This is a genomic window from Glutamicibacter endophyticus (assembly GCF_048457885.1).
Taxonomy (GTDB): Bacteria; Actinomycetota; Actinomycetes; order Actinomycetales; family Micrococcaceae; genus Glutamicibacter; species Glutamicibacter endophyticus.
The window spans coordinates 351,637-374,090 of the sequence record NZ_CP174200.1; the positions used below are offsets into that span (position 1 = coordinate 351,637).

The 22,454-nt window shown below is 61.8% G+C and carries 20 protein-coding genes; 6 read left to right on the forward strand and 14 right to left on the reverse strand.

Annotation, left to right across the window (positions count from 1 at the left end; translation table 11 throughout):
• The first annotated feature begins 128 nt into the window (after positions 1-128).
• Both rlmC and ACJD00_RS01795 read left to right on the forward strand, forming a co-directional pair.
• The gene (gene rlmC, locus ACJD00_RS01790) at positions 129-1,253 is read left to right on the forward strand and encodes a 23S rRNA (uracil(747)-C(5))-methyltransferase RlmC (protein ID WP_418908231.1); all 1,125 of its coding nucleotides are present in this window, start codon (positions 129-131) and stop codon (positions 1,251-1,253) included.
• A gap of 158 nt (positions 1,254-1,411) precedes the next feature.
• On the forward strand, positions 1,412-2,800 hold the full coding sequence (locus tag ACJD00_RS01795) for a sugar porter family MFS transporter (RefSeq protein ID WP_418908232.1): 1,389 nt from the start codon (positions 1,412-1,414) through the stop codon (positions 2,798-2,800).
• 117 nt (positions 2,801-2,917) lie between these two features.
• On the opposite strand, the gene ACJD00_RS01800 is transcribed toward ACJD00_RS01795, so the two are convergent.
• The 5 genes from ACJD00_RS01800 to ACJD00_RS01820 form a co-directional block, all read right to left on the reverse strand.
• The gene (locus ACJD00_RS01800; RefSeq protein ID WP_418908233.1) at positions 2,918-4,498 is read right to left on the reverse strand and encodes a cation:proton antiporter; all 1,581 of its coding nucleotides are present in this window, start codon (positions 4,496-4,498) and stop codon (positions 2,918-2,920) included.
• 35 nt (positions 4,499-4,533) lie between these two features.
• Positions 4,534-4,989 (reverse strand): hypothetical protein, encoded by a 456-nt coding sequence (locus tag ACJD00_RS01805; protein WP_418908234.1) that lies wholly within the window; start codon positions 4,987-4,989, stop codon positions 4,534-4,536.
• 33 nt (positions 4,990-5,022) lie between these two features.
• Positions 5,023-5,919, reverse strand: a complete 897-nt coding sequence (locus ACJD00_RS01810; RefSeq protein WP_418908235.1) for a 3-methyladenine DNA glycosylase — start codon at positions 5,917-5,919, stop codon at positions 5,023-5,025.
• A gap of 143 nt (positions 5,920-6,062) precedes the next feature.
• On the reverse strand, positions 6,063-7,436 hold the full coding sequence (locus ACJD00_RS01815; protein ID WP_418908236.1) for an LCP family protein: 1,374 nt from the start codon (positions 7,434-7,436) through the stop codon (positions 6,063-6,065).
• A gap of 173 nt (positions 7,437-7,609) precedes the next feature.
• Positions 7,610-8,314 (reverse strand): substrate-binding domain-containing protein, encoded by a 705-nt coding sequence (locus ACJD00_RS01820; protein ID WP_418908237.1) that lies wholly within the window; start codon positions 8,312-8,314, stop codon positions 7,610-7,612.
• Between the two features lie 166 nt (positions 8,315-8,480).
• On the opposite strand from ACJD00_RS01820, the gene ACJD00_RS01825 reads away from it, so the two are divergent.
• Positions 8,481-9,917 carry an IS1380 family transposase gene (locus tag ACJD00_RS01825; protein ID WP_418908238.1) on the forward strand — a complete coding sequence of 479 codons (1,437 nt, stop codon included), beginning with the start codon at positions 8,481-8,483 and terminating at the stop codon, positions 9,915-9,917.
• A gap of 84 nt (positions 9,918-10,001) precedes the next feature.
• Here the strand turns inward: ACJD00_RS01825 and ACJD00_RS01830 are convergent, their stop codons facing one another.
• The 4 genes from ACJD00_RS01830 to ACJD00_RS01845 all read right to left on the reverse strand — a co-directional run bounded on the left by ACJD00_RS01830 (position 10,002) and on the right by ACJD00_RS01845 (position 13,126).
• The gene (locus tag ACJD00_RS01830; protein WP_418908239.1) at positions 10,002-10,244 is read right to left on the reverse strand and encodes a helix-turn-helix domain-containing protein; all 243 of its coding nucleotides are present in this window, start codon (positions 10,242-10,244) and stop codon (positions 10,002-10,004) included.
• A gap of 376 nt (positions 10,245-10,620) precedes the next feature.
• The gene (locus ACJD00_RS01835; protein ID WP_418908240.1) at positions 10,621-11,148 is read right to left on the reverse strand and encodes a GNAT family N-acetyltransferase; all 528 of its coding nucleotides are present in this window, start codon (positions 11,146-11,148) and stop codon (positions 10,621-10,623) included.
• Complete coding sequence (locus tag ACJD00_RS01840; protein WP_418908241.1) at positions 11,148-11,609, reverse strand: DUF4870 domain-containing protein; 462 nt, start codon at positions 11,607-11,609, stop codon at positions 11,148-11,150. Before ACJD00_RS01840 ends, ACJD00_RS01835 begins: the two co-directional genes overlap by 1 nt.
• Before the next feature lie 104 nt (positions 11,610-11,713).
• Complete coding sequence (locus ACJD00_RS01845) at positions 11,714-13,126, reverse strand: CitMHS family transporter (RefSeq protein ID WP_418908242.1); 1,413 nt, start codon at positions 13,124-13,126, stop codon at positions 11,714-11,716.
• A 146-nt stretch (positions 13,127-13,272) separates the two neighbouring features.
• Here ACJD00_RS01845 and ACJD00_RS01850 point away from each other — a divergent pair, with 146 nt between their 5' ends.
• The 3 genes from ACJD00_RS01850 to ACJD00_RS01860 all read left to right on the forward strand — a co-directional run bounded on the left by ACJD00_RS01850 (position 13,273) and on the right by ACJD00_RS01860 (position 17,331).
• The gene (locus tag ACJD00_RS01850; protein WP_418908243.1) at positions 13,273-14,940 is read left to right on the forward strand and encodes an ATP-binding protein; all 1,668 of its coding nucleotides are present in this window, start codon (positions 13,273-13,275) and stop codon (positions 14,938-14,940) included.
• A 41-nt stretch (positions 14,941-14,981) separates the two neighbouring features.
• The gene (locus tag ACJD00_RS01855; RefSeq protein ID WP_418908244.1) at positions 14,982-15,659 is read left to right on the forward strand and encodes a response regulator; all 678 of its coding nucleotides are present in this window, start codon (positions 14,982-14,984) and stop codon (positions 15,657-15,659) included.
• Positions 15,660-15,729: 70 nt separating this feature from the next.
• The gene (locus ACJD00_RS01860; protein ID WP_418908245.1) at positions 15,730-17,331 is read left to right on the forward strand and encodes an alkaline phosphatase D family protein; all 1,602 of its coding nucleotides are present in this window, start codon (positions 15,730-15,732) and stop codon (positions 17,329-17,331) included.
• Between the two features lie 12 nt (positions 17,332-17,343).
• Here the strand turns inward: ACJD00_RS01860 and ACJD00_RS01865 are convergent, their stop codons facing one another.
• The 5 genes from ACJD00_RS01865 to ACJD00_RS01885 all read right to left on the reverse strand — a co-directional run bounded on the left by ACJD00_RS01865 (position 17,344) and on the right by ACJD00_RS01885 (position 22,356).
• The gene (locus ACJD00_RS01865; protein ID WP_418908246.1) at positions 17,344-18,096 is read right to left on the reverse strand and encodes a phosphotransferase; all 753 of its coding nucleotides are present in this window, start codon (positions 18,094-18,096) and stop codon (positions 17,344-17,346) included.
• 72 nt (positions 18,097-18,168) lie between these two features.
• Positions 18,169-19,455 (reverse strand): aspartate kinase, encoded by a 1,287-nt coding sequence (locus tag ACJD00_RS01870; protein ID WP_309409081.1) that lies wholly within the window; start codon positions 19,453-19,455, stop codon positions 18,169-18,171.
• Between the two features lie 202 nt (positions 19,456-19,657).
• Positions 19,658-20,209 (reverse strand): hypothetical protein, encoded by a 552-nt coding sequence (locus ACJD00_RS01875; protein WP_418908247.1) that lies wholly within the window; start codon positions 20,207-20,209, stop codon positions 19,658-19,660.
• Positions 20,210-20,277: 68 nt separating this feature from the next.
• Complete coding sequence (locus tag ACJD00_RS01880; RefSeq protein ID WP_418908248.1) at positions 20,278-20,739, reverse strand: MarR family winged helix-turn-helix transcriptional regulator; 462 nt, start codon at positions 20,737-20,739, stop codon at positions 20,278-20,280.
• A 9-nt stretch (positions 20,740-20,748) separates the two neighbouring features.
• Positions 20,749-22,356, reverse strand: coding sequence for a DHA2 family efflux MFS transporter permease subunit (locus ACJD00_RS01885; RefSeq protein WP_418908249.1), 1,608 nt, complete (start codon positions 22,354-22,356; stop codon positions 20,749-20,751).
• Positions 22,357-22,454: the final 98 nt, after the last annotated feature.

Below are 22,454 nucleotides of genomic sequence, written 5' to 3' on the forward strand. Positions count from 1 at the left end.
TCTTATCGTCGACCCTTGCCGGGTCGATCATATGTGAGCCTACCGGTGGAGTCTGGAAATTCACGGTCAATAACCGTTGAGTATGCTTCATCCGCCGGTAGCAGGCGGTCGCTAAGATTGTAGACACCATGGAATGTCTGTATTTCGCCGCCGAGCGGTGCCGCTCCTGTACCCAACTGGCCACGGCCTACGAGCAACAGTTGCGGACCAAGGCCGAGCATTGCGCGGGCTTGCTGGCCGAGTTCGATAGTTTGCGCATGCTTCCACCGCAGGCCAGCGCCGAATCCGGGTTTCGGAATAAGGCCAAGATGGTGGTGGCAGGAACCAGCCAGAATCCGACCATTGGCATTCTCGACGCCGACGGCCACGGAGTTGATCTGCGCAATTGCTGCATTTGCGACCCGGCGCTCCGGGCGGCTTTTGGCGTCATTGAGCGATTCATTATTCGGTTGGGGCTCATCCCTTATGATGTGCCGCGCCGCAAGGGCGAGCTGAAGCATGTGATCATCACCGTCAATGAGGCTGGCGCGCTGATGGTGCGTTGGGTTCTGCGTACCAAGAAGCATTTTGTGGCGCTGCGCGATTCGTTGCCCGAGTTTCTGCGGGCGCTCCCGCAGGCCACGGTGGTGTCGGTGAATTTCTTACCCGAGCACAAGGCGGTGCTGGAGGGTCCCGAAGAGATCGTGCTGACCGCCGCGCAGACTCTGCCCTTTACCCTCAACGGGGTGCAGATGCATTTGCGCCCGCAGGGTTTCTTCCAAACCAATACGCAGATCGCGGCCGCACTTTATCGGCAGGCGCGGCTATGGATCGACGATATTGCCCCGGCTAGCCTGTGGGATCTCTATAGCGGCGTGGGAGGCTTTGCGCTGCACTGTGCGCGGCCCGGGCGGCAGGTGGTTGGGATCGAAACCAGTGACCAGGCGGTGCAGGCCGCACGGGTTTCGGCGGCCGAGTTGGGATTGGATGATATTGAGTTTTTCTCCGGCGATGCCACGGAGTTTGCGTTGCAGAGCCAGACTGCTCCGGAGGCCGTGATCGTCAATCCGCCGCGCCGCGGCATCTCCGCGGAGCTCGCCGACTGGCTCAATGACTCGGCGGTGTCCCATGTGGTCTATTCGAGCTGTAATGCCAAGACCTTGGCCCGTGATTTGCAGCGTATGGATAACTTCCGGCCCGTTCTGGGCCGTGTCATGGATATGTTTCCGCAGACCGATCACTATGAGGTCATCACCCTGCTTGAACGTCGCTGACATGACCTTATCGAATGCCCTCGCCACTGGCGGGGGCATTCGTCGTTAACGCCGAGGCAAGGGGGCTTCCCTAATATGGTAGGAAACCTTACAATAAACTAAATGCGGCGCTGAACCACGGCCGCTTCAGCAATTCCTGGTATCGAAGGAGCTACAGGATGTCCTTGCTACAGGACCTTAAGACGACACCACGTCTCGGCATACTGACCGGCATTACCGCCGCGGCCGTCGGCATCATCTACGGCTATGACATGTCCAATATCGCCGGCGCCCTCGGGTTCCTGGAGATCGAATTCGACCTCAGCACCCAGGCGCTTGAGCAAATCACTACGGCGGTGGTCATCGGCGAGGTGCTTGGCGCTCTGATTGGCGGCTGGCTGGCCAACAAGGTCGGGCGGCGTACCGCGATGATCGGCGTGGCCACCGGTTACGCGCTCTTCGCGATCCTCTCGGCGTTGGCACCCACAGTGCCGGTGCTGTACGTTGCTCGCCTCCTGTTGGGTCTGACCATTGGTGTATCGGTCGTTGTGGTGCCGGTCTTCGTCGCAGAATCCTCGCCGGCGAAGATTCGTGGAGCCCTGCTCGTGGCCTATCAGGTCACCACGGTGATCGGCGTGATCCTGGGATACGTGATCGCCTACTTCCTCTCGGGGGCCGGTAACTGGCGCATGATGCTTGGGCTGGCCGCGGTACCTGCCATTGTGGTCCTGGTCATCGTGGTACGCCTGCCCGATACGCCGCGCTGGTACATGATGCAGGGCCGCGAGGAAGAAGCCCGCACCGTGCTGAACCGCATCGAAGGCGAAGGCAGCCTGAACGTGGCGCTCGAGCTGGCACAGATGAGCCGATCCTTGCGCGAAGAAAGCGGTGGGGCGATCCGTGAAATGCTGCGCAAGCCGTTCTTGCGCGCCAGCATCTTCGTCGTGGGTCTGGGCTTCTTCATCCAGATCACCGGCATCAACGCCATCGTGTATTACAGCCCGAAGCTCTTTGCGCTCATGGGCTTCGAGGGGCACGCCTCCCAGCTGTTGCTGCCGGCGCTCGTGCAAGGTGTGTCGCTGATTGCCGTTTTCTTTTCGCTCTCGCTCGTCGACCGCATTGGACGTCGGCCCATCCTGCTCGGTGGCATTGGCACCATGATCGCGGCGAACATCCTACTCATTGCGATCTTCCTGATCTCAGATGACTTCGGCGGCATTTTGACCGCGCTGGGCTTCACCGGCGTGCTGCTGTTCACCGTTGGATTCACCTTTGGTTTCGGCGCGCTCGTCTGGGTATATGCGGGCGAAAGCTTCCCCGCGCACCTGCGCGCCCTCGGATCCTCGGCGATGCTCACCAGCGACCTGCTGGCCAACGTCGTGGTGTCGATGTTCTTCCTGAGCATGCTCCAGCAGCTCGGGGGAGCCGGAACCTTCATGGTCTTCGGCGCCCTAGCGGTACTGGCCTTTATCTTCGTGTTGCGCATGGCCCCGGAAACCAAGGGGCGCAACCTGGAAGACATCCGCGAGTTCTGGGAGAACGGCGGACGCTGGGAAGTGAAGAACTAAGCCCCGCATACGCCAAGATGACGCGAACGGCCAGCCCCGGAAAGATCCTGGGACTGGCCGTTTTTCGTGCTGACGTGCTGACGACAAGGGCCGTTGCCGCCGCTTGCGCGAGGCAATTTAGCGGTCCAGCACCACCGTGCGCTGATCGAGGCGCTCGACGATCTCGTCCACCATATGCGGGTCGACCCCGCGCTCATTGCGGGCCTGCATCAGCTCGTTGCGTGCAGCGTTCAGGGCCCGCGACTGCACGGTATCGGCCGCTGCCACGAAGGCGCGCAACCTGCCGAGTTCTTCGCGGCGCGGCTCATCGATATCTGCCTCACCCTGCTCGAGCAGCGTGTGTAGCGTCTTCAGGCGGCGGGTCATCGAGTCCCGGAAATCCTGTGGGAGCCGTTCGAGTTCCGGTGATTCACGCATGACCTGTAGGGCTCGCTGCTCGGCCCGCTTGGCCAGTTTGCGTTGGGCCGCGGCGAAAAGCTTTCCATCGCCGGGCAGCTTGAGCACGCGCATCAACGCTGGCAGGGTCAAGCCCGGGAGCACCAGGGTTGCCACGAGCACGCCACAGGCGCAGGCCACCACGAAGTTTCGTCCCTCAATCGGGGAACCATCGATGGTGGTGGTGGGCAGCGCGAGGGCCAACGCCAAGGTGGCAAGTCCGCGCATGCCACACCAGGTGAGCACCAGTGAATCCTTGGCCGTCATTCGGCGGCCGGCGATCACCGACTGGGGCAGGTAGTAGGTGGCGAACATCCAGATCGCGCGCACCGCGATAACCACCACGCTGACCGCCAATACGCCGGGGATAAAGGCGATGAGATCCGCTCCCTCCTCGGTGATCACGCTGTTCATTTCAAAGCCCATCAGCCCGAAAGCCAGACCCGTAGCCAGCATCTCGAGGACTTCCCAGAAGGAGTTACGGGTCAACCGTTCGCTCGCATCCTGGGGACGGGCACGGCGCCCCAATTCCAGGGCGGTGACGACCACGGCGACCACTCCCGAGGCATGCAACTCCTCGGCGAGCAGATACACCGCATAGGGAGCGACGAGGGTGGCCGCGCAGCGGGCCACCATATTCGGTACGAAGCGGTTTAACGCGCCAATTAGCCAGGCCATGGCGAAGCCCAACACGACGGCGATGGCCGCGCCGATCAGGAACTGCGGGATGATTTCCCAACCGACCTCGGTGCCGTTAACCGTGGCGGTGACCGCGAGCTGGAAGATCACGATGGCCATGGCGTCGTTGAAGAGCCCCTCGGTCTCCAGGATGGAGGTAAGCCGGCGTGGAATCTTCACCTTGGTGGCGATGGCGTCCACGGCCACCGGATCCGGCGGGGCCACAATCGCGCCTAGCGCGATGGCCAGCGGAATGGAGGCCAACGGGCTGAAGACCCACGCGGTAGCCGCGACGGCACCGGCGGTGATCACGATGAGTACCACCGCCAGACGAATCAACGACTTCCAACGGAAACGGAAGACGGACCACGAACTGCGTTGGGCGGTGGCGAACAGCAATGGCGGCAGGAAGATCGGAAGGATTAGCTCCGGCGGAATATGCACGACCGGCACGAAGGGCAGGAAGCCGGCTAGGACCGCGAACACCAGCATCAGGATCGGGTACGGCAACCCGATGCGCTCGCTGACCCCGACGATCAAGACGGTGGCGAAGAGCAACATGATCAGCACGAGGAAAAAGTCCATGCACTCAGTTTATGGCGCGCGAATACCGTCCGAGGCTACAGGCCGCCCGATCCCAGAAGCGGTTGCAACGTGTCCCAGCGGTGAATGGCACAACCATTTGAACGATCGAAGGTCGCGTCCACCGAGATCCCGTTGAGCGTGCCGCGAATCGTTGCACGATCAGGGCCACCATAGATCATGGTGCAGGTCTGCTCCGTGGGCGTGGGTTCGGTGAGCAACGCGGGCGAGTCGTGCAACAGCTGGCAAGCACTCGTCGCCTCGGGAAGTGTGCTCTGGGCTAACGCATCTCTTCCCGAACAGGATAGGCGGTGTTCGGCGCTGAGCTCTTTGCCATCGGCAAACACCTCAATGCGCAGATCTGTTTGCGGCGGACTACTCTCTGACGGGCTGCTTTCCGAGGGGCCGGGGGCCGCGGCGGGTGGCTGGCACGCAGAAAGCATCGCGGCCGCACTCAGCGCGGTCACGATGGCAATAACCCGGGCCCGTTTCATAGCCCCATTGTGCGCCCGGCAGCTGAAGATCGGCTAGGACTGCTCTAAGGGAAGCGACTCGGCCACCGCCAGCAGGCGGGCTCGTAGTACCTCTGCACGGTCGGCGAAATCACGCTGTAAGGCCACATATTCGGCCTTGCCTTCCGGCGTTTCGATGGCGATCGCGCGGTAGCCCCAGTCGGAGAGGTCATAGGGAGAGGCCTGCATATCCATGGTGCGGATCTCCCAGGCCAGCTCAAAGCAATCCATCATGAGTTCGCTGGGGACCGCCGGCGAAAGCTTATACGCCCACTTATAGAGATCCATATTGGCGTGCAGACAGGCCGGCTGTTCGAGCTCTCGTTGCGTTTCACGGCTGGGCTGCAGTTCGTTCAGCGGTACGGCCTGCGGGGTGTAGAAGCGAAACGCGTCGAAGTGGGTGCAACGGATTCGGTGCTCCTCGACCACCGCATCGGTGCCCTGCGCGCCAAGGCGCAGGGGAAGGTACTCGTGACGAATGCCGTTGACCTCGGACTTGTAGGCCATGGCCCACTCGTGGAGACCGAAACAGGCGAAGTTGCCCGGGCGGGAGCTGGTGCCGGACAGGATGATTCGTGCAAAACCAATGGCGGCGGAGCGGGCCTGCGCAAAGGCGTGCAGGTCGAGCTCCACGCCGGGGCCGGCCTCGGTATGCACCGCGCGATAGAACTTCCAGTCGAGCCGTTCGAGCGCCGGTTCGCCGAGTAAGACAACTCCCGCGCCCGGGTGCCAACGGTAAAGTTGGCCGGGCTTCTGGGTGTAGTAGGTGAAGAGGAAGTCCTCGATCGGATGCTTCCGACCCTTCATACGTCGTCCCACAAAGGGCTCGCCAAAGGCCCGCGCCCGACGTTCATGCGTCTGGGCCTGCGGTATCCACTGCGAGGCTTCCAGTATCGCGTCGGTCAAAGGCATAGATTCAATTATTCAATTCATGGCGCGATGAAACCAGTTTGGTAGGTCAACTCACACTTCTGCCTGACCCGCACGGTCAATGTACGGTCGGGCCAATGCTTTGTTCACCGTCTGGCCCGAGCCAAACCGCATGCTGCGCTCGCTTAGCCGCACAGCTTTTCGCTTGCGGTCCGGCTGGTAACCTTCACGGGCTTGTTATCGGGTATCCGCAATGCCTGATGGTCCTGCCCGAGCACCAACTGGATTTCCTTGACATCGGCGACCGAGGGGGAAACATCGAGTTTGATGGCCTTGGCGAAGCCGGTGGCCGCCTTCTTGGCGCCCGCCGTATCTGGAATGAGTAACCGAGTCTGCTCATGGAGCGAGGTAGCGGTGCCGATCGATGAAACGGTAAAGCCTTCCTCCGCGGCGGCGTCGGCAAACTTGCCCGCCAGACCGTAGACCTTCGTGCCGTTGAGGATGCTCACCGGGAGTTTCTGGGCGGCCTCGCGCGCTGGTTCCTCGTCTGCCGAGCTCTGCGCTTCAGAATTGATCGGGATGTCTTTTTTGATGCGCTCGAAAATCAGTGCTGCGTCGGGTGCGGGGACAACCCGGTTGCGGTTTGTCGGTGCAGGCTGCGTTGGCATCGCCATAAAGGTGATCTTGTCCGTGGGCACCGCCTGAATCCGGGCGGCCAGCGAGGCCAGCGAAGGCAATGAGCTCAGTTCCTGATCGACGGTCATGGAAGAAGTGATCGCGTCAAGGAACGCATAGAGTCGTTCCGGACGTGCGAGCACCTCTCGACTTGTCGCCCGCTGGACAATGGCGGACATGACCTTCTGTTGGTTGCCCAATCTGGCGATATCGCTTCCGTCCCCGACCGCGTGGCGGGTGCGGGCTAGGGCGAGTGCATCGGTTCCGTCCACGGTTTGTCGTCCTGCGGGAAGGTCTAGATTTGCCTTCGGGTCGGTCATCGGCTTTTCCAGGCACACGTTGATGCCATCGAGAGCATCGACAATGGAGATGAAACCTTCGAAGTTCACTTCAATGAAGTGGTTCAGCTGGACGTCGGTGAGGGCTTCGACAGCGGCGACGGAACAGGCTGGCCCGTAGTTCAGCGCCGAATTGATCATTCCATAGCCGCCCGGGTAGGCGCCGAAGCCGGTATCGGCGCATGCCGGGCGCTGCAGGACGGTGTCCCTCGGGATCTGGACCGCTTCGATACGTTCATTGTTCGGCGATAGATGGACCAAAAGCATAGAGTCGCTACGCCGGGTTCCGTTGTCCGCACCGAAACCTTTCGTGTTGAAGTCTCGACTATCCGAACCCAGAACCAGCACGTTCACACCTTCGCTGGAATCCGGAACGTCAATATCCGAGGACCTGAGGGCCGAAACCGAGATATTGCTCTGCAACCGCAGCACGGCGATACCGGTAGTCACAAGCACGGCCAGTACCAGCACTGCCGCAACGATCGCGATGATGCGACGGCGTGTTCGCCGGGCACGACGACGGGCGATCGGAGCTTGGTGCTGCATGTTCATAACGATGTGTTCCCCTGCATAAATCGTGAGAGCAATAGAAAATTAGCTGATCACGAGTCGCGTCGCAGATACCAATAGTCCGAGCGCCACGAACCATACGTCCGCTGTATGGCTAGGTAGGATTCGGCATAAAACCGGGGGTGCAGCGACGTTACGAGACATCGGTCTCAGAGGTGCTCGAGGAACTCCGTAAGCGCGGGATTGCGTTGTTCATCGCGCCGGTAGATGGCACCCAGGGGTCTGCCGGCCGAGAAATGCAAGGGAAGTTGCCGGCCGCCGAAGATTTCGGCCGTCGCGGCAAGAACATCCGGAACCATGGTGATGCCACCGGTGGCGATGCTCAACGGCACCAGTGCATCACGTTGTGTTGTGGTGATAACTCGCGGTGCCACTGCCTTGAAGTGCCGGTAAACGTCGTCGGTGACTTGGCGAATGGAGGTCCCCTGTGGGAGCGTCACCAAGCTCAGCGACTCAAGCGCCGAGGCATCGATCACCGTATCGTTGTCCACCGGGCACTCTTGCGAAACGACCGCCGCGAATTGCTGATCACGCAGGGGCACCCCGATGAGATCAGCGGGGATATGCCGATTCACGCCAAAGGCCACGTCGGCCCGATTTAGGCGCAACGCTTCAACGAGTTGTTCGTTGTCCTCCACGCTGAGAATTTCAATTTGGATGCCAGGATGGCTGCGGTGGAAGGGCCCGAGATAGTCGGGCATGATCCCACCAATCAGCGAAGGCAGCCCCGCGATGCGCAGGCAGCCGGTGGTCAAAGCGAGCGTAGACGAGGCGATGCTCCCGATCGAAGCCACCTCCCGTAGCGCTCGACGACCGGCCGGAAGAATACTTCGCCCAATCTCGGTGAGCACCATTTCTCGGCCGACAGGGCGGAAGACGTGCAGGCCTAAAGTTCGTTCTAACCCGGTGGTTTCATGGCAGGCGCGTCATTAACAGTCATTAAAACGAAAAAGTGATCCGGACTTGGGATAATAGGAGTGTCGAGCTTCTATTCCACCGAAATCAAGGATCACCTTTTCAGTGAACCATTCTACCCGAGTTTTCCCTGCCCTCCCGACCCAACTCACCAGCCAAGCCCTGGTCTCCCACGCTGGCCTGTCGGTGCTCAGCAACTTCCTGAACGCACTGGACTTCCAACGGGTCTGCGAAGACCGTTTCTCCCAGTTCGCGCCAGCCACCGCAACCCACCGGCCAGGAAGAATCCTCGGAGCACTGGCGCTCTCGTTGGCCGCCGGCGGCGAACAAGCCACTGACATCGACCAGCTTCGAGCTGCGCCGGACCTCTTCGGCCCAGTGGCGTCCGATGCCACGGTCAGCAGGTTCATGCACCGGATCAAGGAGCAACCAGAAGCCTTCTCCTACGGGTTCGCCACCATGACCCGGACCCTGCGTTCCAAAGCCTGGACGGCAGCCGGACCACGCAACCCTGCCCGGCAGGCCACAGCGAACAACCCTCTGATCATCGATGTCGATGCCTCCTTGGTGCACGTGCATTCCGAGAAGGAACACAGTGCTGGCACGTATAAAGGCGGGTACGGTTTCTCACCGATGATCGCCATGGCTGACTACGGCAAACCCAACGGCACCGGAGAAGTCCTCGCGGTGCACCTGCGTCCGGGCAACCGGGGCGCGAATTCAGCGGCCTCGCATATCGAAGTGCTCACCCAGGCCTTGGCCCAGCTGCCGGATGATTTCTATGACGAACACGGGAACCTCATAGGCGAGAAGATCCTGGTCCGCACCGATAGCGCCGGCTCCTCCCGCGAGTTCCTGCACCACCTGGACTCGCTGAGGATCCAGTTCTCCACCTCGTATTCGCTGCCGGTCATCAAGGAACGGTTCATCCGGTGGATCGATGAGAAGAAGTTCTGGGAACCAGCCCTGGACGCTGACGGTGTCCAACGTGATAACGCGTGGGTGATCGACGCGTCCAAGGTGATAGAGCTGAAGGACTACCCGCCCGGGACAAGAATCTATTTGCGGGCCGAGCCCTTGCATCCCGGGGCGAAAGCGAACTTGTTCGATACTGACGGGAACCGTGTCACGGCGTTCTTGACCAATAGCCCGCGGTTCAACGTGGCATTCCTCGATGCCCGGCATCGGGCGCGGGGCCGGTGCGAGAACAGGATCAAGACGTTGAAGAATGCGGGGCTGGGCAAGCTTCCGTATTGGTCTTTTGCCGCGAATCAGGCGTGGGCGGACCTGGCGATGCTTGCACTGAATCTGGTGGCCTGGTTGCAGCTGGTCGTGCTGCCCAGCGGGCATGAGGCAAGTTGCTGGGATGTGAAGCGGTGGCGGTACCGACTGTTTTCCACGGCGGGGAAGATCGTTTCTGGCGGTAGGCAGCGCCGGCTACTGATCCATGAAAGTGCACCAGAAGCGCAACTGCTATTCCTGCTTCAACAGAGTATTGGCTTGCTGTTCCATCGGTGGCGGCACGGCGAGTTGGCTGCCTGAACTGGTGGTTGCCCTGTTGCTTCTTTAGTTTTGAAAGGTCATTTCAACCCAGGTCGGTGGAGCCTGGCACCCTGCGCTGGTGGTTCAGGCGCTTTTTGTCGTGGGTGGAATCGACGACGGCCACCGGGAATCATTTGGTACTGGATTCCGGTGGCCGTCAGCGGCCACATGAAAAATTTGGGCTAAGGCGCTGATCCTGCGGGATAGCGATGGTTGGGAAATGCCCAGAACGTCTGCGGCCGCGGTAAACGAGCCAAAGTCCACGATGGCGATGACAGCTTCGAGCTGGGCGAGCGAGATATTACCGTCGAGTGGCTCTCTGTGCATGGGCGAAGCGCTTCCTTTATCTCTGTAGAGAATTACCAGCTATCCCGATATGAGAGTTCGTCGACATCGGGGCAGGGCCGCCGACTGGACCGCGGGTTATCGTGTTGCGATGACCCTTCCCCGTAGGGTGCCCGTTGAGCCTTTTCTCCGGATTTTTTCACAGGACGCTGCCTTTGGCCCGAATCGCCACTTGTCCGGATGGCCAATTTCGCATGGCAGGTGGCTAGCGTCTACGCAAGCTCATGTCTTCGTTGGGCGGTGGCTCCATGCCGGATGTTGGTCTTTCTACAGGACGCCTTAATGCCACCGAAGCTCTCCCCGAGAAGCCGGACGCTCAGGTCTCTGGAACGAGCAAGTCAGGACCCAGCGCGGGAGCCTAGTTCAAGGCCAGGAGCCAGCGTTGACGGTGGGATTCGCGATACGGCACGGTGCCATGCAACTGCAGTCCGCTGCGCTGTGCCACACGGGCCGAGGCCCTGTTGTCCTCGTGGATCAGTGCAACCACAAGCACCGGGTTACCTCGTAGCCGTAGTTCTTCAATACATTCGCGCGCTACGGTTGTCGCCCGTGAACGCCCCCAAGCCTCGGGAGCGAAGCGATAGTACAGGTTGGCGATGCGGCGCTCGCCGTCATACTCACCGTTGAATCGAAGACCTGCCACGCCGAGCAACGCTTGTGACCGGCTGTCGCGCACCAGATGGTAGCCCAGCTGGTGCACGGACCAATCGGAGACCCAGGTGCGTAGCATCTCTTCGCTGGCCTTCGGTGTCGGAGGTCCGGCCGGATTGAACTGCTGGGTGCGCGGGTCCTCGTGGATTCGTCGGACCTCGGCCACATCGGCCATGCTCGGCACCGCAAGCTCGGCGTCGAGTTCTGCCAGGTTGCGCGTTGCACGCAGCGGCATTACTGGACCAGCGGGAGATTGAACGGGTAGTTATAGGCGCGCCCGGCTCGGTATTCTTCGGGGGCCTTCACGGCCGCAATGATGGCGAAGACAAAGAGCACGAGTGAGCCAATGGCAAGGAACCAGCCGAGGACCGGTATGAAGGTTAAGAGACCAACGCCCAGGCGCAACAGACTGAAATTCAGGGTTTGCCGGTGAAATTCGGTGACCAGCGGACCCTGCTGCTTATCCACCACGTAGAAGATCAGGGCCGGGATCCAACCAAAGAACACCGAGAGCCATGCGTTGAGTTGAATGCGTCCCAGTTCATCCACACTGTTCCCCGCGGCCTGCGGGTAACCGGGGTAACCCTGCGGCTGTTGTCCGTTGGGGTCGGCGGCGTTCTCATAGGGGTTCTGCGACATGGCGTTCCTTTCCTCGGCCCGGCCGAGTGCCGGTACGCGCTTAACTGAGCGACTCATCCAAGAGTCCTGGTGCAGGACTCTTGGATGAGTCGGATCATATCCCGTTGAGGCGACAGAAAGTACACCTGTTGGTGAATATGTTGTGCCTTGCCTTGCGGGGGTTACCCCATGCGGATGGCGCCGAACAAGACGCCAGAAGCCAGCATCACGAGGCTGACCACGACCGCGCGCCACAGCACCTTCTTGTGGTGATCGCCCAGGTCCACGCGGGCCAGCGAAACGAGCAACAGGATTGCGGGAACCAGTGGGGACTGCATATGCACCGGCTGGCCGGTAATCGAGGCTCGTGCCATGTCGACCGCGTCGATTCCGTAGTGTGCCCCGGCCTCGGAGAGCACCGGCAAGATCCCGAAGTAGAACGCGTCGTTGCTCATCAGGAAGGTGGCCGGAATTGAAATCAGGCCGGTGAGCACCGCCATGAATGGCCCCATGGAGTCCGGGATGACCTCCACAAGCCACTGGCTCATGGCGTCGACCATGCCCGTGCCGGACAGGACACCGGTGAGCACTGCGGCACCGAGCACCATGGAGACCACCGCAATGATTTCCTGCGAATGGGCCGCGATCATCTTTACCTGATCCGAGACGCGGGGGAAGTTCACGACGAGGGCTAGCGCGGCGCCGATCATGAACAGGTACGACAGTGGCATCACGTCAACGATGAGCAACACCATAATGGCCACGGTAAGCGCCAGGTTAAAGGGGAACAGCTTGGGGCGCAGGGTTTCACGGGTCGGATCCAGAACGGTGCCGTGCATGGTGGCCGTCTCGCTACCATCGCCCTTGGTGGCCACGGATTCAAGGAGTGCAAGCGAAGTGCCGCCGTCGAAGGCGGGAGACTTGGAGCCGTTGCTCAAGGTGCCGCCGCCCAGCTCGGTACCCCACAGCTCAGGGTTCTCGCGGTGCAAGCGACGTCGTTCGGACAGGCCCAGCTGCCATGCGAAGATCGCGATCACCACAAGCCCGATGCCCAGCGAGGGGAGCATGGGTACGAAGATGGCCGAGGCATCGACGCCCAGCGCGGCGGCGGCACGCGCCGTTGGACCGCCCCAGGGGACAATATTCAGCGTGCCATTGGTCAGACCGGCGACGCAGGTCAGCACCACCGGAGACATCCCCAAACGCTGGTAGATCGGCAGAAGCGCCGCGGTTACCACGATAAAGGTGGTCGACCCGTCGCCGTCCAGCGAGATGAGCGCTGTCAGTAGCGCGGTACCTATGACGACCTTTGCCGGGTCGTGGCCGACAATCTTCAAGATGCCAGCGACCAGCTTGTCGAACAGCCCGACGTCAATCATGATGCCGAAGTACATGATCGCGAACATCAACAGGGCGGCGGTACCGGACATGTCTTTAACGGCGTCCATCACCATATCGCCCACGCCGAACCCGGCGCCGGCGAACAGTCCGAATGCGGTGGGGACGATGATCAGCGCCAACAACGGTGTCATGCGCTTGGTCATAATCAAGGCCATGAAGGTGGCGACCATGAGGAAGCCCAGAGCTACCAGCATGTCTGCTCCTTGGGTAGTGCGGAAAATTTCTCTTCCTCCACGCTACGTGCGCCATATCACGTGCCGGATTTAAGCTGGCTTCTGCTAGCTTTTGGTTTTTGCGTGCTTTTTGCTCATTAAAATCATGCCCGGCGTATGCTGGAACCATGATGGTCCACCGCCGCGCCACTGGGCACTTCGCCGCGCGAATTATGCGCCTGCAGTTTGCCGTGTTGGCCGTGCTCGGAGTGCTGATCACCGCGACCATCCTCTACACGAGCTATGAGAATGTCTTCACGAAGGCTCAGGAGTCATCGCTGACCATCGCGCGCACTATCGCCTCTGATCCCGAGGTGCGTAGTGCGGTAGCCGCCGAGGCGCAGAAGGAAACTCTCGATCTTCCGGCTCTACGCGACGGCTACTTACAACACCTTGCCACCGAAACCGCCGCGGTCAACGGGGCGGCCTTCGTGGTGATCACCGAGGACCGCGGGCTACGGCTGACCCACCCGCACCCGGCGCAGATCGGTCAACGGGTATCCACCGAGCCGGTGGCCCTGCGTGGAGTCGAAGAAGTGACCCGGGCCCATGGCACCCTGGGCGAGTCGGTTCGCGCGAAGGTGCCCGTCTATGCGCCGGAGGGTCCAAAGCGAGTCGTCGGCGAAGTCTCGGTAGGCGTGGGAGTCCAATCGCTCTCCGATGAGCTCTGGCGTTCGGTACTTTGGGTGGCAGCCTTCGCACTGGCCGCGGTGTTGCTCAGTGCCTGGGCCGGACTGGCCACGGTGCGCCGCCTGAAACAGCAAACACTGGGACTGGAACCCGGGGAAATCGTGCAGCTGGTGCGCGATCAACAGGCGGTGCTCTACGGCGTCACCGAGGGCATGATCGGTTTGGGGGCCGACGGGGTGATTACGGTGCGCAACCGCGCGGCCCGGCAAATGCTCGGGCTACCGCACCGGACGGACAAGGCCGATGTGGTGGGGCGTCATTACGCCTCGGCCTCGCTTCCCGAGCGACTGGTGCAGGCGCTCCGCGAGGGAACTCGAACACCCATACGACTCGAGGTCGGCGCCAACTCGCTGGTCGCCACCATCAACCCGGTGGTGCGCGACGGGGTCGATCTAGGGCGCGTCGTGCTGCTCACCGACGTCACCACGGTCGAAGCATTAGGCACCAAATTGGATGCCGTGCAGGATATGGCCGATGCGTTACGCGCACAACGCCACGAATTCGCCAACCGCATGCATGCGATTTTGGGGCTGCTCAACCTCGGCCAACAGGAGCAGGCAAGGGACTACCTGCGCGAGGTACTTGCCTCCGGGCCATTGGTCTCGCCCGTACCCGGTTTGCAACGGGTGGCCGACCCATTCCTCAGTGCGTTTATCTCCGCGAAGGCCATTACGGCCCAGGAATTGGGAATCGACCTGAGGATTTCCGAGGATAGCCAGCTCTTCGCGCAGATCGCCTCGGCGCGCGACGCCCAAGACGTCACCGCGGTACTCGGGAATATGCTGGATAACGCATATACCGCGGCGCTGGCCAATGACGCGGAATCCTGGGTGGAGATCGACCTGCTCTCGGAAGGCGACACTCTACATCTGGCGGTCGCAGATTCTGGTCCGGGGATTGCTCCCGGGCTGGAAGTTTTCGACCCCCAAGTCAGCACCGGTAGCCACGTCGGACCGGGTCATGGGCAGGGTGTGGGTCTGCCGCTGATCCGTCGCCTGGCACGGGCCCGCGGCGGCGACGTGTGGATCGCCGACCCGGGCGGCGGCGGTGAGGGTGCCGTGGTTTCGGCCCGGCTACCTGCCGTGCTCACCGACGACAATCACTAGCGACGACCATCAGCAACGAGAACTAGGAAGGGTGCCAAGGCATGCCGAGCAATGGAAACTACCGGGTGCTCATCGTCGACGACGACTTTCGGGTGGCCCAATTGCACGCGAGCATGGTGGACGCGGTGCCGGGATTCGAAGCGCTCGAACCACTACTGGATCCGCGCCTCGTGCCCGCCGAGGTCGCCAGGCTAGAGCCCGACCTAGTGTTATTGGACCTTTACCTCCCGCACGTCAGCGGGCTCGAACTTCTGCGGGCCATCGATGCGGACACCATGATGATTTCCGCGACCACCGAACCGGCGCGCATTGCCGCGGCCATCCGCGGTGGCGCGCTGGCCTTCATTATCAAGCCCTTCGAACCGAAGACCCTTGCCGAGAAACTCAAGGGATGGGCTCGCTACCGACGACAGCTAGAACAAGCCAGTGATTTGAACCAAGCGGCAGTGGACCGGCTCTATCGCTCCCTGATGGGGGCGGAGGAGACCGGCGCAACCAACGCCGGCACACCGGCACCTACCGAGCAGGCGGTATTTGCCTCCGTCAGTGCTGCCACCCAACCGCTGAGCGTGGCCGAGGTCGCCGAAGCCGTGGGTGTCGCCCGCGCCACCGCTCAACGTTATCTGGCCGCACTGGTCTCCGCCGAAGCGCTGGAGCTGCAATTGAGCTACGGCAACCGCGGGCGTCCCGAACATCGTTACCGGGTACCGCGCGACTGATACTCAAGCGTCTTGCAGCGTTTACCACCACGCCATCTCGGGGTAATTTCGCTGCACCAAGCTTTATCGGGTGAGCACTCTTTCGCGACGCACGCTAATGACCGGCGCCCTCTCGGCCGGCGCCTTAACGCTACTGGGCCCCTCCGCGGGCGCCAGCGCCCCACGCCTGATGCGTGAACGCCTGGCGCTGACGCACGGTTTTAGCATGGGAGATCCCGGCACCGATTCTGCCGTGTTGTGGGCCCGATCCTCCGGGCGTGGGCGGCTGATCGCCAAGCTTCGCGCCATCGACGAATCGGGCGCGGTGATTCGCGGGCGCGGACAGTTCAGCCGTACCCTGCGCGGGTCGCTAGCCGGCCCGGAGAGCGACTACACCGCGAAAATCGCCGCCACCCAGTTGCCCGCCGGCACCCGCTTTGCGCTGGACATCGGGTTCGAAGATGAACACGGGACCATCGGCCAACTCGAATCGGGCAGCTTCCGCACCGCGCTGTCGCTGACCGGGAAACGCAATCACGGAGCCAAGCGCCGGCAGAGCTTCGTCTGGACCGGGGATACGGCCGGGCAGGGCTGGGGCATCAACCCCGACATCGGCGGCATGCGCACCTACGCTGCCATGCATGCGCTGAAACCGGACTTCTTCATCCACTCGGGTGACACCATCTACGCCGACGGGCCGCTGGCCGAGGCGGTGCGCGAGCCCGACGGGCAAATCTGGCGCAATGTGCTCACCGAGGAAGTCACCAAGGTGGCCGAAACACTGGCCGAATTCCGCGGTCGGCACCGCTACAACCTGCTCGATCACAATGTGCGGGCCCTCTACAGCGAGGTGCCAATCATCGCGCAATGGGATGATCACGAGACGCACAATAACTGGTACCCCGGAGAACGTATCGACGATGAGCGCTACACGGTGCGCGAGGTCGACGTGCTCGCCGCCCGTGGCCGGCGGGCCTGGCAGGAATACCAGCCGATCGCCGACACCCGGTCGCTGCGCCCCGGCAGCGGGTTCGAACCGACGCGCATCTATCGCAAAATTTCCCGCGGACCGCAGCTAGATCTGTTCGCCCTAGACATGCGCAGTTTCAAGAACCCGAACAGCGACGGCAAGGAGGTGGATGGCACCTCGATCCTCGGCGAAGAACAATTGCAGTGGCTCATTCGGGAGCTAGCGGCCTCCACTGCCACCTGGAAGGTGATCCTCAATGATCTGCCGCTGGGGATTGTGGTGCCCGACGGTGCGGCGCAGGAATCCATCGCCAATGCCGAGCACGGGGCACCCTTGGGTCGCGAACTCGAACTGGCCCGGCTGCTGGCCGAGCTGAAACGCCGCAAGGTACGCAACGTCGTTTTCCTCACCGCCGACGTGCACTACTGCGCCGCTCACCACTATGCGCCGCAGCGTGCGGCCTTCACTGATTTCGAGCCATTTTGGGAATTCGTGGCCGGGCCGGTCAACGCCGGGTCCTTCGGCCCGAATCCGATGGATGGCACCTTTGGACCCGAGGTGGTCTTTGCCCAGGCCGGCCGCGCCCCGAACCAGTCACCACGCGACGGAAAGAGCCAGTACTTCGGTCACGTCGAATTGGATGAGGACGACCAGTTCAACGTCTCGCTTCGCAACGCACTGGGCGAGGTTGTCTACAGCACAAGCCTGCAACCGCAACGCTAGCGACAGCTCGCGCTAGGTGGCATCCCAAAGTCGTCGGTAGAAGTCGGCTCGACGCGCATCCGCGCTCACCCCGTAGCCGGCATAGACCAAGTCGGTCAGACCCGGGCCATAGTTCCATTCGGTGCTCCACGCCAACACGGCCAGGTCGGCCCAGCGGTCGCCGACCCCCAAGGTGCCAAGGTCCACGTGCCCGGATAGTTCCCCGCGGTCATCGAGGAGCGTGTTCGGGGCGCAGGCATCGCCGTGGCATACCACCAGATCTTCGGTCGGTGCCTCGGCGCGGAAGACCGCGCGCTCGGAGGCGGGCAGTTCGGCTAGCCGCGTTTCCACATCCCAGCGGTACGGGCAGGCATCCAGCGGCAGGCTCTCGTGCAGGTGCCGCAGTCCGGCACCGAGGGCACGTGCGGCGCGTCGTGGACGCTGGATCCACTTCGGGTCCACGGCGCTGGTGCCCGGCAACCCCCTGGTGATCAGTAGTTGTCCCTCCTGCGTCTCAAGCAACTCCACCACCTCTGGCACGCTGGCATAGGAGCGGGCCCAGTCCAGTCGCTCGGCCTCGTCGCGGAGATCGATCCCGGCCGCGGTCGCTGACCACTTGGCGAAGTGCACCTCCTGCCGCTCGCCACGAGGTTCGAAGCGGAAGGTGAGACCGCCAACCTGATTGCGCCAAACCGGGGCGATGACGCGTCCACCGGCAGCGGCCTGCACCACGGAGGGGACGGACACCGCACCGGTGGGCACCGTGGCTAGGGGAGCTCTGCTCATGTGTCCTCCAAAAAAGAGCGCGAGGCGATCACCGCATCGGTGATCGCCTCGCGCTGCACGAGTGCTGGTCGCCTAGCGACCGGTTCCGCCGTAGACGGTGGCTTCGATATCGGTATCGAGGTCGAAAGCCGAGTGGATTGCGCGGACCGCGTCGTTGAGCTTATCGGCGTCGGTGACCACGGAGATGCGGATCTCGGAGGTCGAGATCATGTCCACGTTCACCCCGGCCTGGTGCAGGGCCTCGAAGAAAGTGAAGGATACCCCCGGGTTTGAGCGCATGCCGGCACCGACGAGGGAAAGCTTGCCCACCTCTTCGTTGTACTCGATGTCCTCGAACCCGATTTCGGCCTTGGCGGTATTCAGCGCGTCGATAACGCGCTTGCCCTCGGTCATCGGCAGGGTGAAGGAGATGTCGGTGTGACCCGAGCCGTGCGTCGAAATGTTCTGCACGATCATGTCGATGTTGGCCTGCGCGGCGGCAATGACGCCGAAGATCTGCGCTGCCTTGCCGGGGATATCGGGCACGCCAATGACGGTGACCTTAGCCTCGGAGTGGTCGTGGGCAACGCCGGAGATTATGGGCTGTTCCAAGGGTTCTCCCTCTTGAATGGTGATCTTGTCGTCGGGGTCTGGCAGCACCCAGGTGCCTTCGTGGGTGCTGAAGGAGGAGCGTACGTGCAACGGCACGCCAAAACGGCGGGCGTATTCCACGCAACGTAGGTGCAGGATCTTCGAGCCGCTGGCGGCCATCTCAAGCATTTCCTCGCTGGAGATCGTTTCGATCTTCTTGGCCGAGGACACCACGCGCGGATCGGCGGTGTAGACGCCGTCCACGTCGGTGTAGATTTCGCAGACGTCCGCATCCAGTGCGGCGGCTAGCGCGACGGCGGTGGTGTCGGAACCGCCACGGCCCATGGTGGTGATGTTGTTGGTTTCCTTGCTCATGCCCTGGAAGCCGGCGACGATCGCCACGTAGCCGCGGTCGATAGCCCGGCGCACGCGCTGCGGGGAGACCTCCATAATGCGGGCCTTGCCGTGGGTGGCGTCGGTGATCAAACCGGCTTGAGAACCGGTGAAGGACGCCGCCTGCTCGCCGAGTTCGTTGATGGCCATGGCCAGCAGCGACATGGAGATGCGTTCACCGGCGGAGAGCAACATATCCATCTCGCGGGCCGGGGCATCGTTGGTGAGCTGACCGGCCAAGTCGAGCAGATCATCGGTGGTGTCACCCATCGCGGAGACAACGACGACGACCTCGTTGCCCTTGGCCTTGGTGTCAATAATTCGGCGCGCGACACGTTTGATGCCCTCGGCATCCGAGACGGAAGAACCACCGAACTTTTGAACAATGAGGCTCATGGGCAAGCACGCTCCAGCTTGTGAGTTGTGTATTGCCGCCGGTGCGAAGACGATGACCGCGAGGTACGCGGATCGCGGCGCACTTGCAGCATATCTACCAATCACTCATTGTGACAGCAGAGTCAACCATTCGCCTAGTTGGCCGGGTAAACATTGGTCATATTGTCCAACGCCCTCGCCGGTAAGCCTAAGGATCGCCTACTCAGCTATCCAGTGAGCCCAAGACTTGCTTCCAGAAGTCCTTCCATGACGCCAGATTCTCCGGTTCACGAATCTTGCGCTGATTGACGCTGAGCGAGGTCTTAATTCCCTTCTGGCCGATGTCGACCGAAACCCGCGACCCGTCGGAAAAGGCTGCTCGCCAGTAGCGCCAGTTCTCGCTGCCCGACTCGGTGGGCTTACCCAGCAACGAAGCGCCGTTGAAGGTACTGAGCGTGGCAACCTGCGCCCGCCACAGATCCAGTGCATGATCGAGATCGGCCTCGAGAGTTTTACTCACCGATCCTTGGAAGCTTCCGTCGGCTGCTTGCCCGGGCAGACGCCGACCAATGTGTTGTTCATAGGCCACCGCCACCGATTGGGCCCACCAGCCGGGGTTCGCCAGATCATCGGGCATATGTTCCACGGCGTGATCGGCGATCTGCGCGTGGGGTAGATCCGCCGCGCCGTGTTGCTCCAACAGCTCACACCAGCTTTCCCAATTCCTTCTGGTGGCTTGCTCGATGGCCGGGAGATTGCTACTTCGGATACCCATGGACAGAAGTGTAGCCACGTCGCCTTGGAGAATCTTCTCCGAAGCGACGTGGCTAGTGACGATCCGAGTTAGAGCAAGCGCAGATCCGTGTTCAGCCGAACCATCAGGTGAACCAGCCGATCGAGGTCCTCATCGCTCCAGTGGGAAATGCGTTCGCGCAGTTTTGCGCGCCACTGGTTGCTCAGGTCCTGCCAGCGTTCGCGAGCGAAGTCCGTCGGGATCAGGTGCACCACTCGACGATCGTTTTCGTCGATCTCGCGAGCGATCATTTCGGTCTCTTCCAGCCGAGCGACGAGCCGCGACAGGCTGGCCTTGTCCGTCATTAGATGCTCGCAGATTTCCGACTGGCTGATCTTCGACGCGTGCATCACCATCCCGAGCACCGGCAGGGCAGAGGGCGGGAGCCGTTCGTCCAATGCCGCCGCCAGGTGCTTGCGCGACTTCGCGGTGATGGAGATCAGTGCGAAAAGCTCCTGTTCGGTGGCATCGAGCAGATCGCTACGGGCAGGGAGTGAAGCGGTTGCGTCCATGACTTTCCCCTAGGCTTCGGTAGAACCGAGCTTGGATCCGTCGTTCTCCTCGGCCAGACGCTGGGTGTTGGTCTTGGTGCTCAGCGACTGGTTCGGGATCAGCAACACGGCCACGATGGTGATCAGCGAGATCGGGGCGGCGACCGCAAAGAGGTGGGCCACGCCGTCGCCGTAGACCGACTCGAGGATTACACGTACCGGTTCGGGCAGGCTGGAGATGCTTGGCATGGTTCCCGAACCGAGGGCTGCGGTGACTTCCTTGGCCTTATCGCCGAGGGTTGCCAGCGCGGCAACCAAATCGGACTGACGGTCGGCGATCATGTTCGGGATGTTCGCGGCGAGGATGGCACCGAGCCCGGCGGTTCCGGCGGTACCGCCGAGGGTGCGGAAGAAGTTCACGGCCGAGGAGGCCACGCCCAACTCTTGCGGGTTCACCGCATTCTGCACGACCAGCACCATATTCTGCATGACCAGACCGACGCCGGCACCCAGAATGAACATGTACAGACCCACAACCCAGAACTCGGTGTCGTAGTGGATCGTGCCCAGTAGGAACAGGCCAGCGAGCTGCAGGAACGAGCCGGTGACCACGAAGGCCTTCCACTTACCGAAGCGCGAGATCATTGCGCCAGCCACGGTGGAGATAACCAGCAGGCCCGCCATCATTGGGAAGGTCATCAGACCTGCCTGCGTGGCGCTCGCACCGCGAGCCATGATCATGTACTGGCTCAGGAAGACCGAGGTGCCAAACATCGAGACACCCACGGCCAGCGAGGCGATGACTGCGAAGGTAAAGGTGCGGTTCTTGAACAGCGACAGGTTGATCAGTGGTTCTTCGGCCCTGAGCTCCACAACCACGAACAGCAGCAGGGCGAGAACCGAACCGCCGACCATGGTCCAACTGGTGATCGAGTTCCACTCGAATTCGCTACCGCCCAGCGACATCCAGATCAGCAGGGCGGCGACACCGGCCGACAAGAGAACGATGCCAAGGTAATCGATCTTCACGGCACGCTTGGTATGCGCTGGCAGGTGCAGGGTGCGCTGGATCAGAATGATCGCCACTACGGCAACCGGCAGGGCAACGAAGAAGTTCCACCGCCAATTGATGGTGTCGGTGATGAAGCCACCGATCAGCGGGCCACCCACGGTGCCAAGGGCCATCACGGCACCAAAGAGCCCCATGTACTTGCCGCGTTCACGCGGAGACAGGATGTCGGCCATGACGATCTGGCTCAGCGCGCCCATACCGCCACCGGCCAGACCCTGAACTACACGCATGGTGATCAGGAAGTTCGTGTCCTGCGCGAAACCGGCGGCCGCCGAGGCGGCTACGAACAAGCCCAGTGCAATCTGCAACAGCAGTTTGCGGTTGCCGAGGTCGGCGAACTTGCCCCAAATCGGGGTGGAAATGGTGGTGGCCAACAGGGTAGCGGTCACTACCCAGGTGTAGGCGGTTTGGCTGCCGTTGAGATCGGAAACGATCACCGGTAGCGAGCTGGATACGACGGTGCCGGCCAGGATGGAAACGAACATGCCCATGAGCAGACCGGTCAGTGACTGTAGTACTTCCCGGTGGTTCATTTTCGGAGGCTGGACCTGCGATGCAGTGGTCATCTGAGGCTCCTTAACGATTGGTTGATTGTTGTCAACTATAGAACTTTGGTTGACGAACCGCAACTAAAATTCGCCTTACGAGACCGTGAGCTCCGGCA

Excerpts from the sequence above, each read along its gene's own strand:
- rlmC (WP_418908231.1), top strand. The coding sequence starts at position 129 with ATGGAATGTCTGTATTTCGCCGCCGAGCGGTGCCGCTCCTGTACCCAA.
- ACJD00_RS01795 (WP_418908232.1), top strand. The coding sequence starts at position 1,412 with ATGTCCTTGCTACAGGACCTTAAGACGACACCACGTCTCGGCATACTG.
- ACJD00_RS01800 (WP_418908233.1), bottom strand. The coding sequence starts at position 4,498 with ATGGACTTTTTCCTCGTGCTGATCATGTTGCTCTTCGCCACCGTCTTG.
- ACJD00_RS01805 (WP_418908234.1), bottom strand. The coding sequence starts at position 4,989 with ATGAAACGGGCCCGGGTTATTGCCATCGTGACCGCGCTGAGTGCGGCC.
- ACJD00_RS01810 (WP_418908235.1), bottom strand. The coding sequence starts at position 5,919 with ATGCCTTTGACCGACGCGATACTGGAAGCCTCGCAGTGGATACCGCAG.
- ACJD00_RS01815 (WP_418908236.1), bottom strand. The coding sequence starts at position 7,436 with ATGCAGCACCAAGCTCCGATCGCCCGTCGTCGTGCCCGGCGAACACGC.
- ACJD00_RS01820 (WP_418908237.1), bottom strand. The coding sequence starts at position 8,314 with ATGGTGCTCACCGAGATTGGGCGAAGTATTCTTCCGGCCGGTCGTCGA.
- ACJD00_RS01830 (WP_418908239.1), bottom strand. The coding sequence starts at position 10,244 with ATGCACAGAGAGCCACTCGACGGTAATATCTCGCTCGCCCAGCTCGAA.
- ACJD00_RS01835 (WP_418908240.1), bottom strand. The coding sequence starts at position 11,148 with ATGCCGCTGCGTGCAACGCGCAACCTGGCAGAACTCGACGCCGAGCTT.
- ACJD00_RS01840 (WP_418908241.1), bottom strand. The coding sequence starts at position 11,609 with ATGAGTCGCTCAGTTAAGCGCGTACCGGCACTCGGCCGGGCCGAGGAA.
- ACJD00_RS01845 (WP_418908242.1), bottom strand. The coding sequence starts at position 13,126 with ATGCTGGTAGCTCTGGGCTTCCTCATGGTCGCCACCTTCATGGCCTTG.
- ACJD00_RS01850 (WP_418908243.1), top strand. The coding sequence starts at position 13,273 with ATGATGGTCCACCGCCGCGCCACTGGGCACTTCGCCGCGCGAATTATG.
- ACJD00_RS01855 (WP_418908244.1), top strand. The coding sequence starts at position 14,982 with ATGCCGAGCAATGGAAACTACCGGGTGCTCATCGTCGACGACGACTTT.
- ACJD00_RS01865 (WP_418908246.1), bottom strand. The coding sequence starts at position 18,096 with ATGAGCAGAGCTCCCCTAGCCACGGTGCCCACCGGTGCGGTGTCCGTC.
- ACJD00_RS01870 (WP_309409081.1), bottom strand. The coding sequence starts at position 19,455 with ATGAGCCTCATTGTTCAAAAGTTCGGTGGTTCTTCCGTCTCGGATGCC.
- ACJD00_RS01875 (WP_418908247.1), bottom strand. The coding sequence starts at position 20,209 with ATGGGTATCCGAAGTAGCAATCTCCCGGCCATCGAGCAAGCCACCAGA.
- ACJD00_RS01880 (WP_418908248.1), bottom strand. The coding sequence starts at position 20,739 with ATGGACGCAACCGCTTCACTCCCTGCCCGTAGCGATCTGCTCGATGCC.
- ACJD00_RS01885 (WP_418908249.1), bottom strand. The coding sequence starts at position 22,356 with ATGACCACTGCATCGCAGGTCCAGCCTCCGAAAATGAACCACCGGGAA.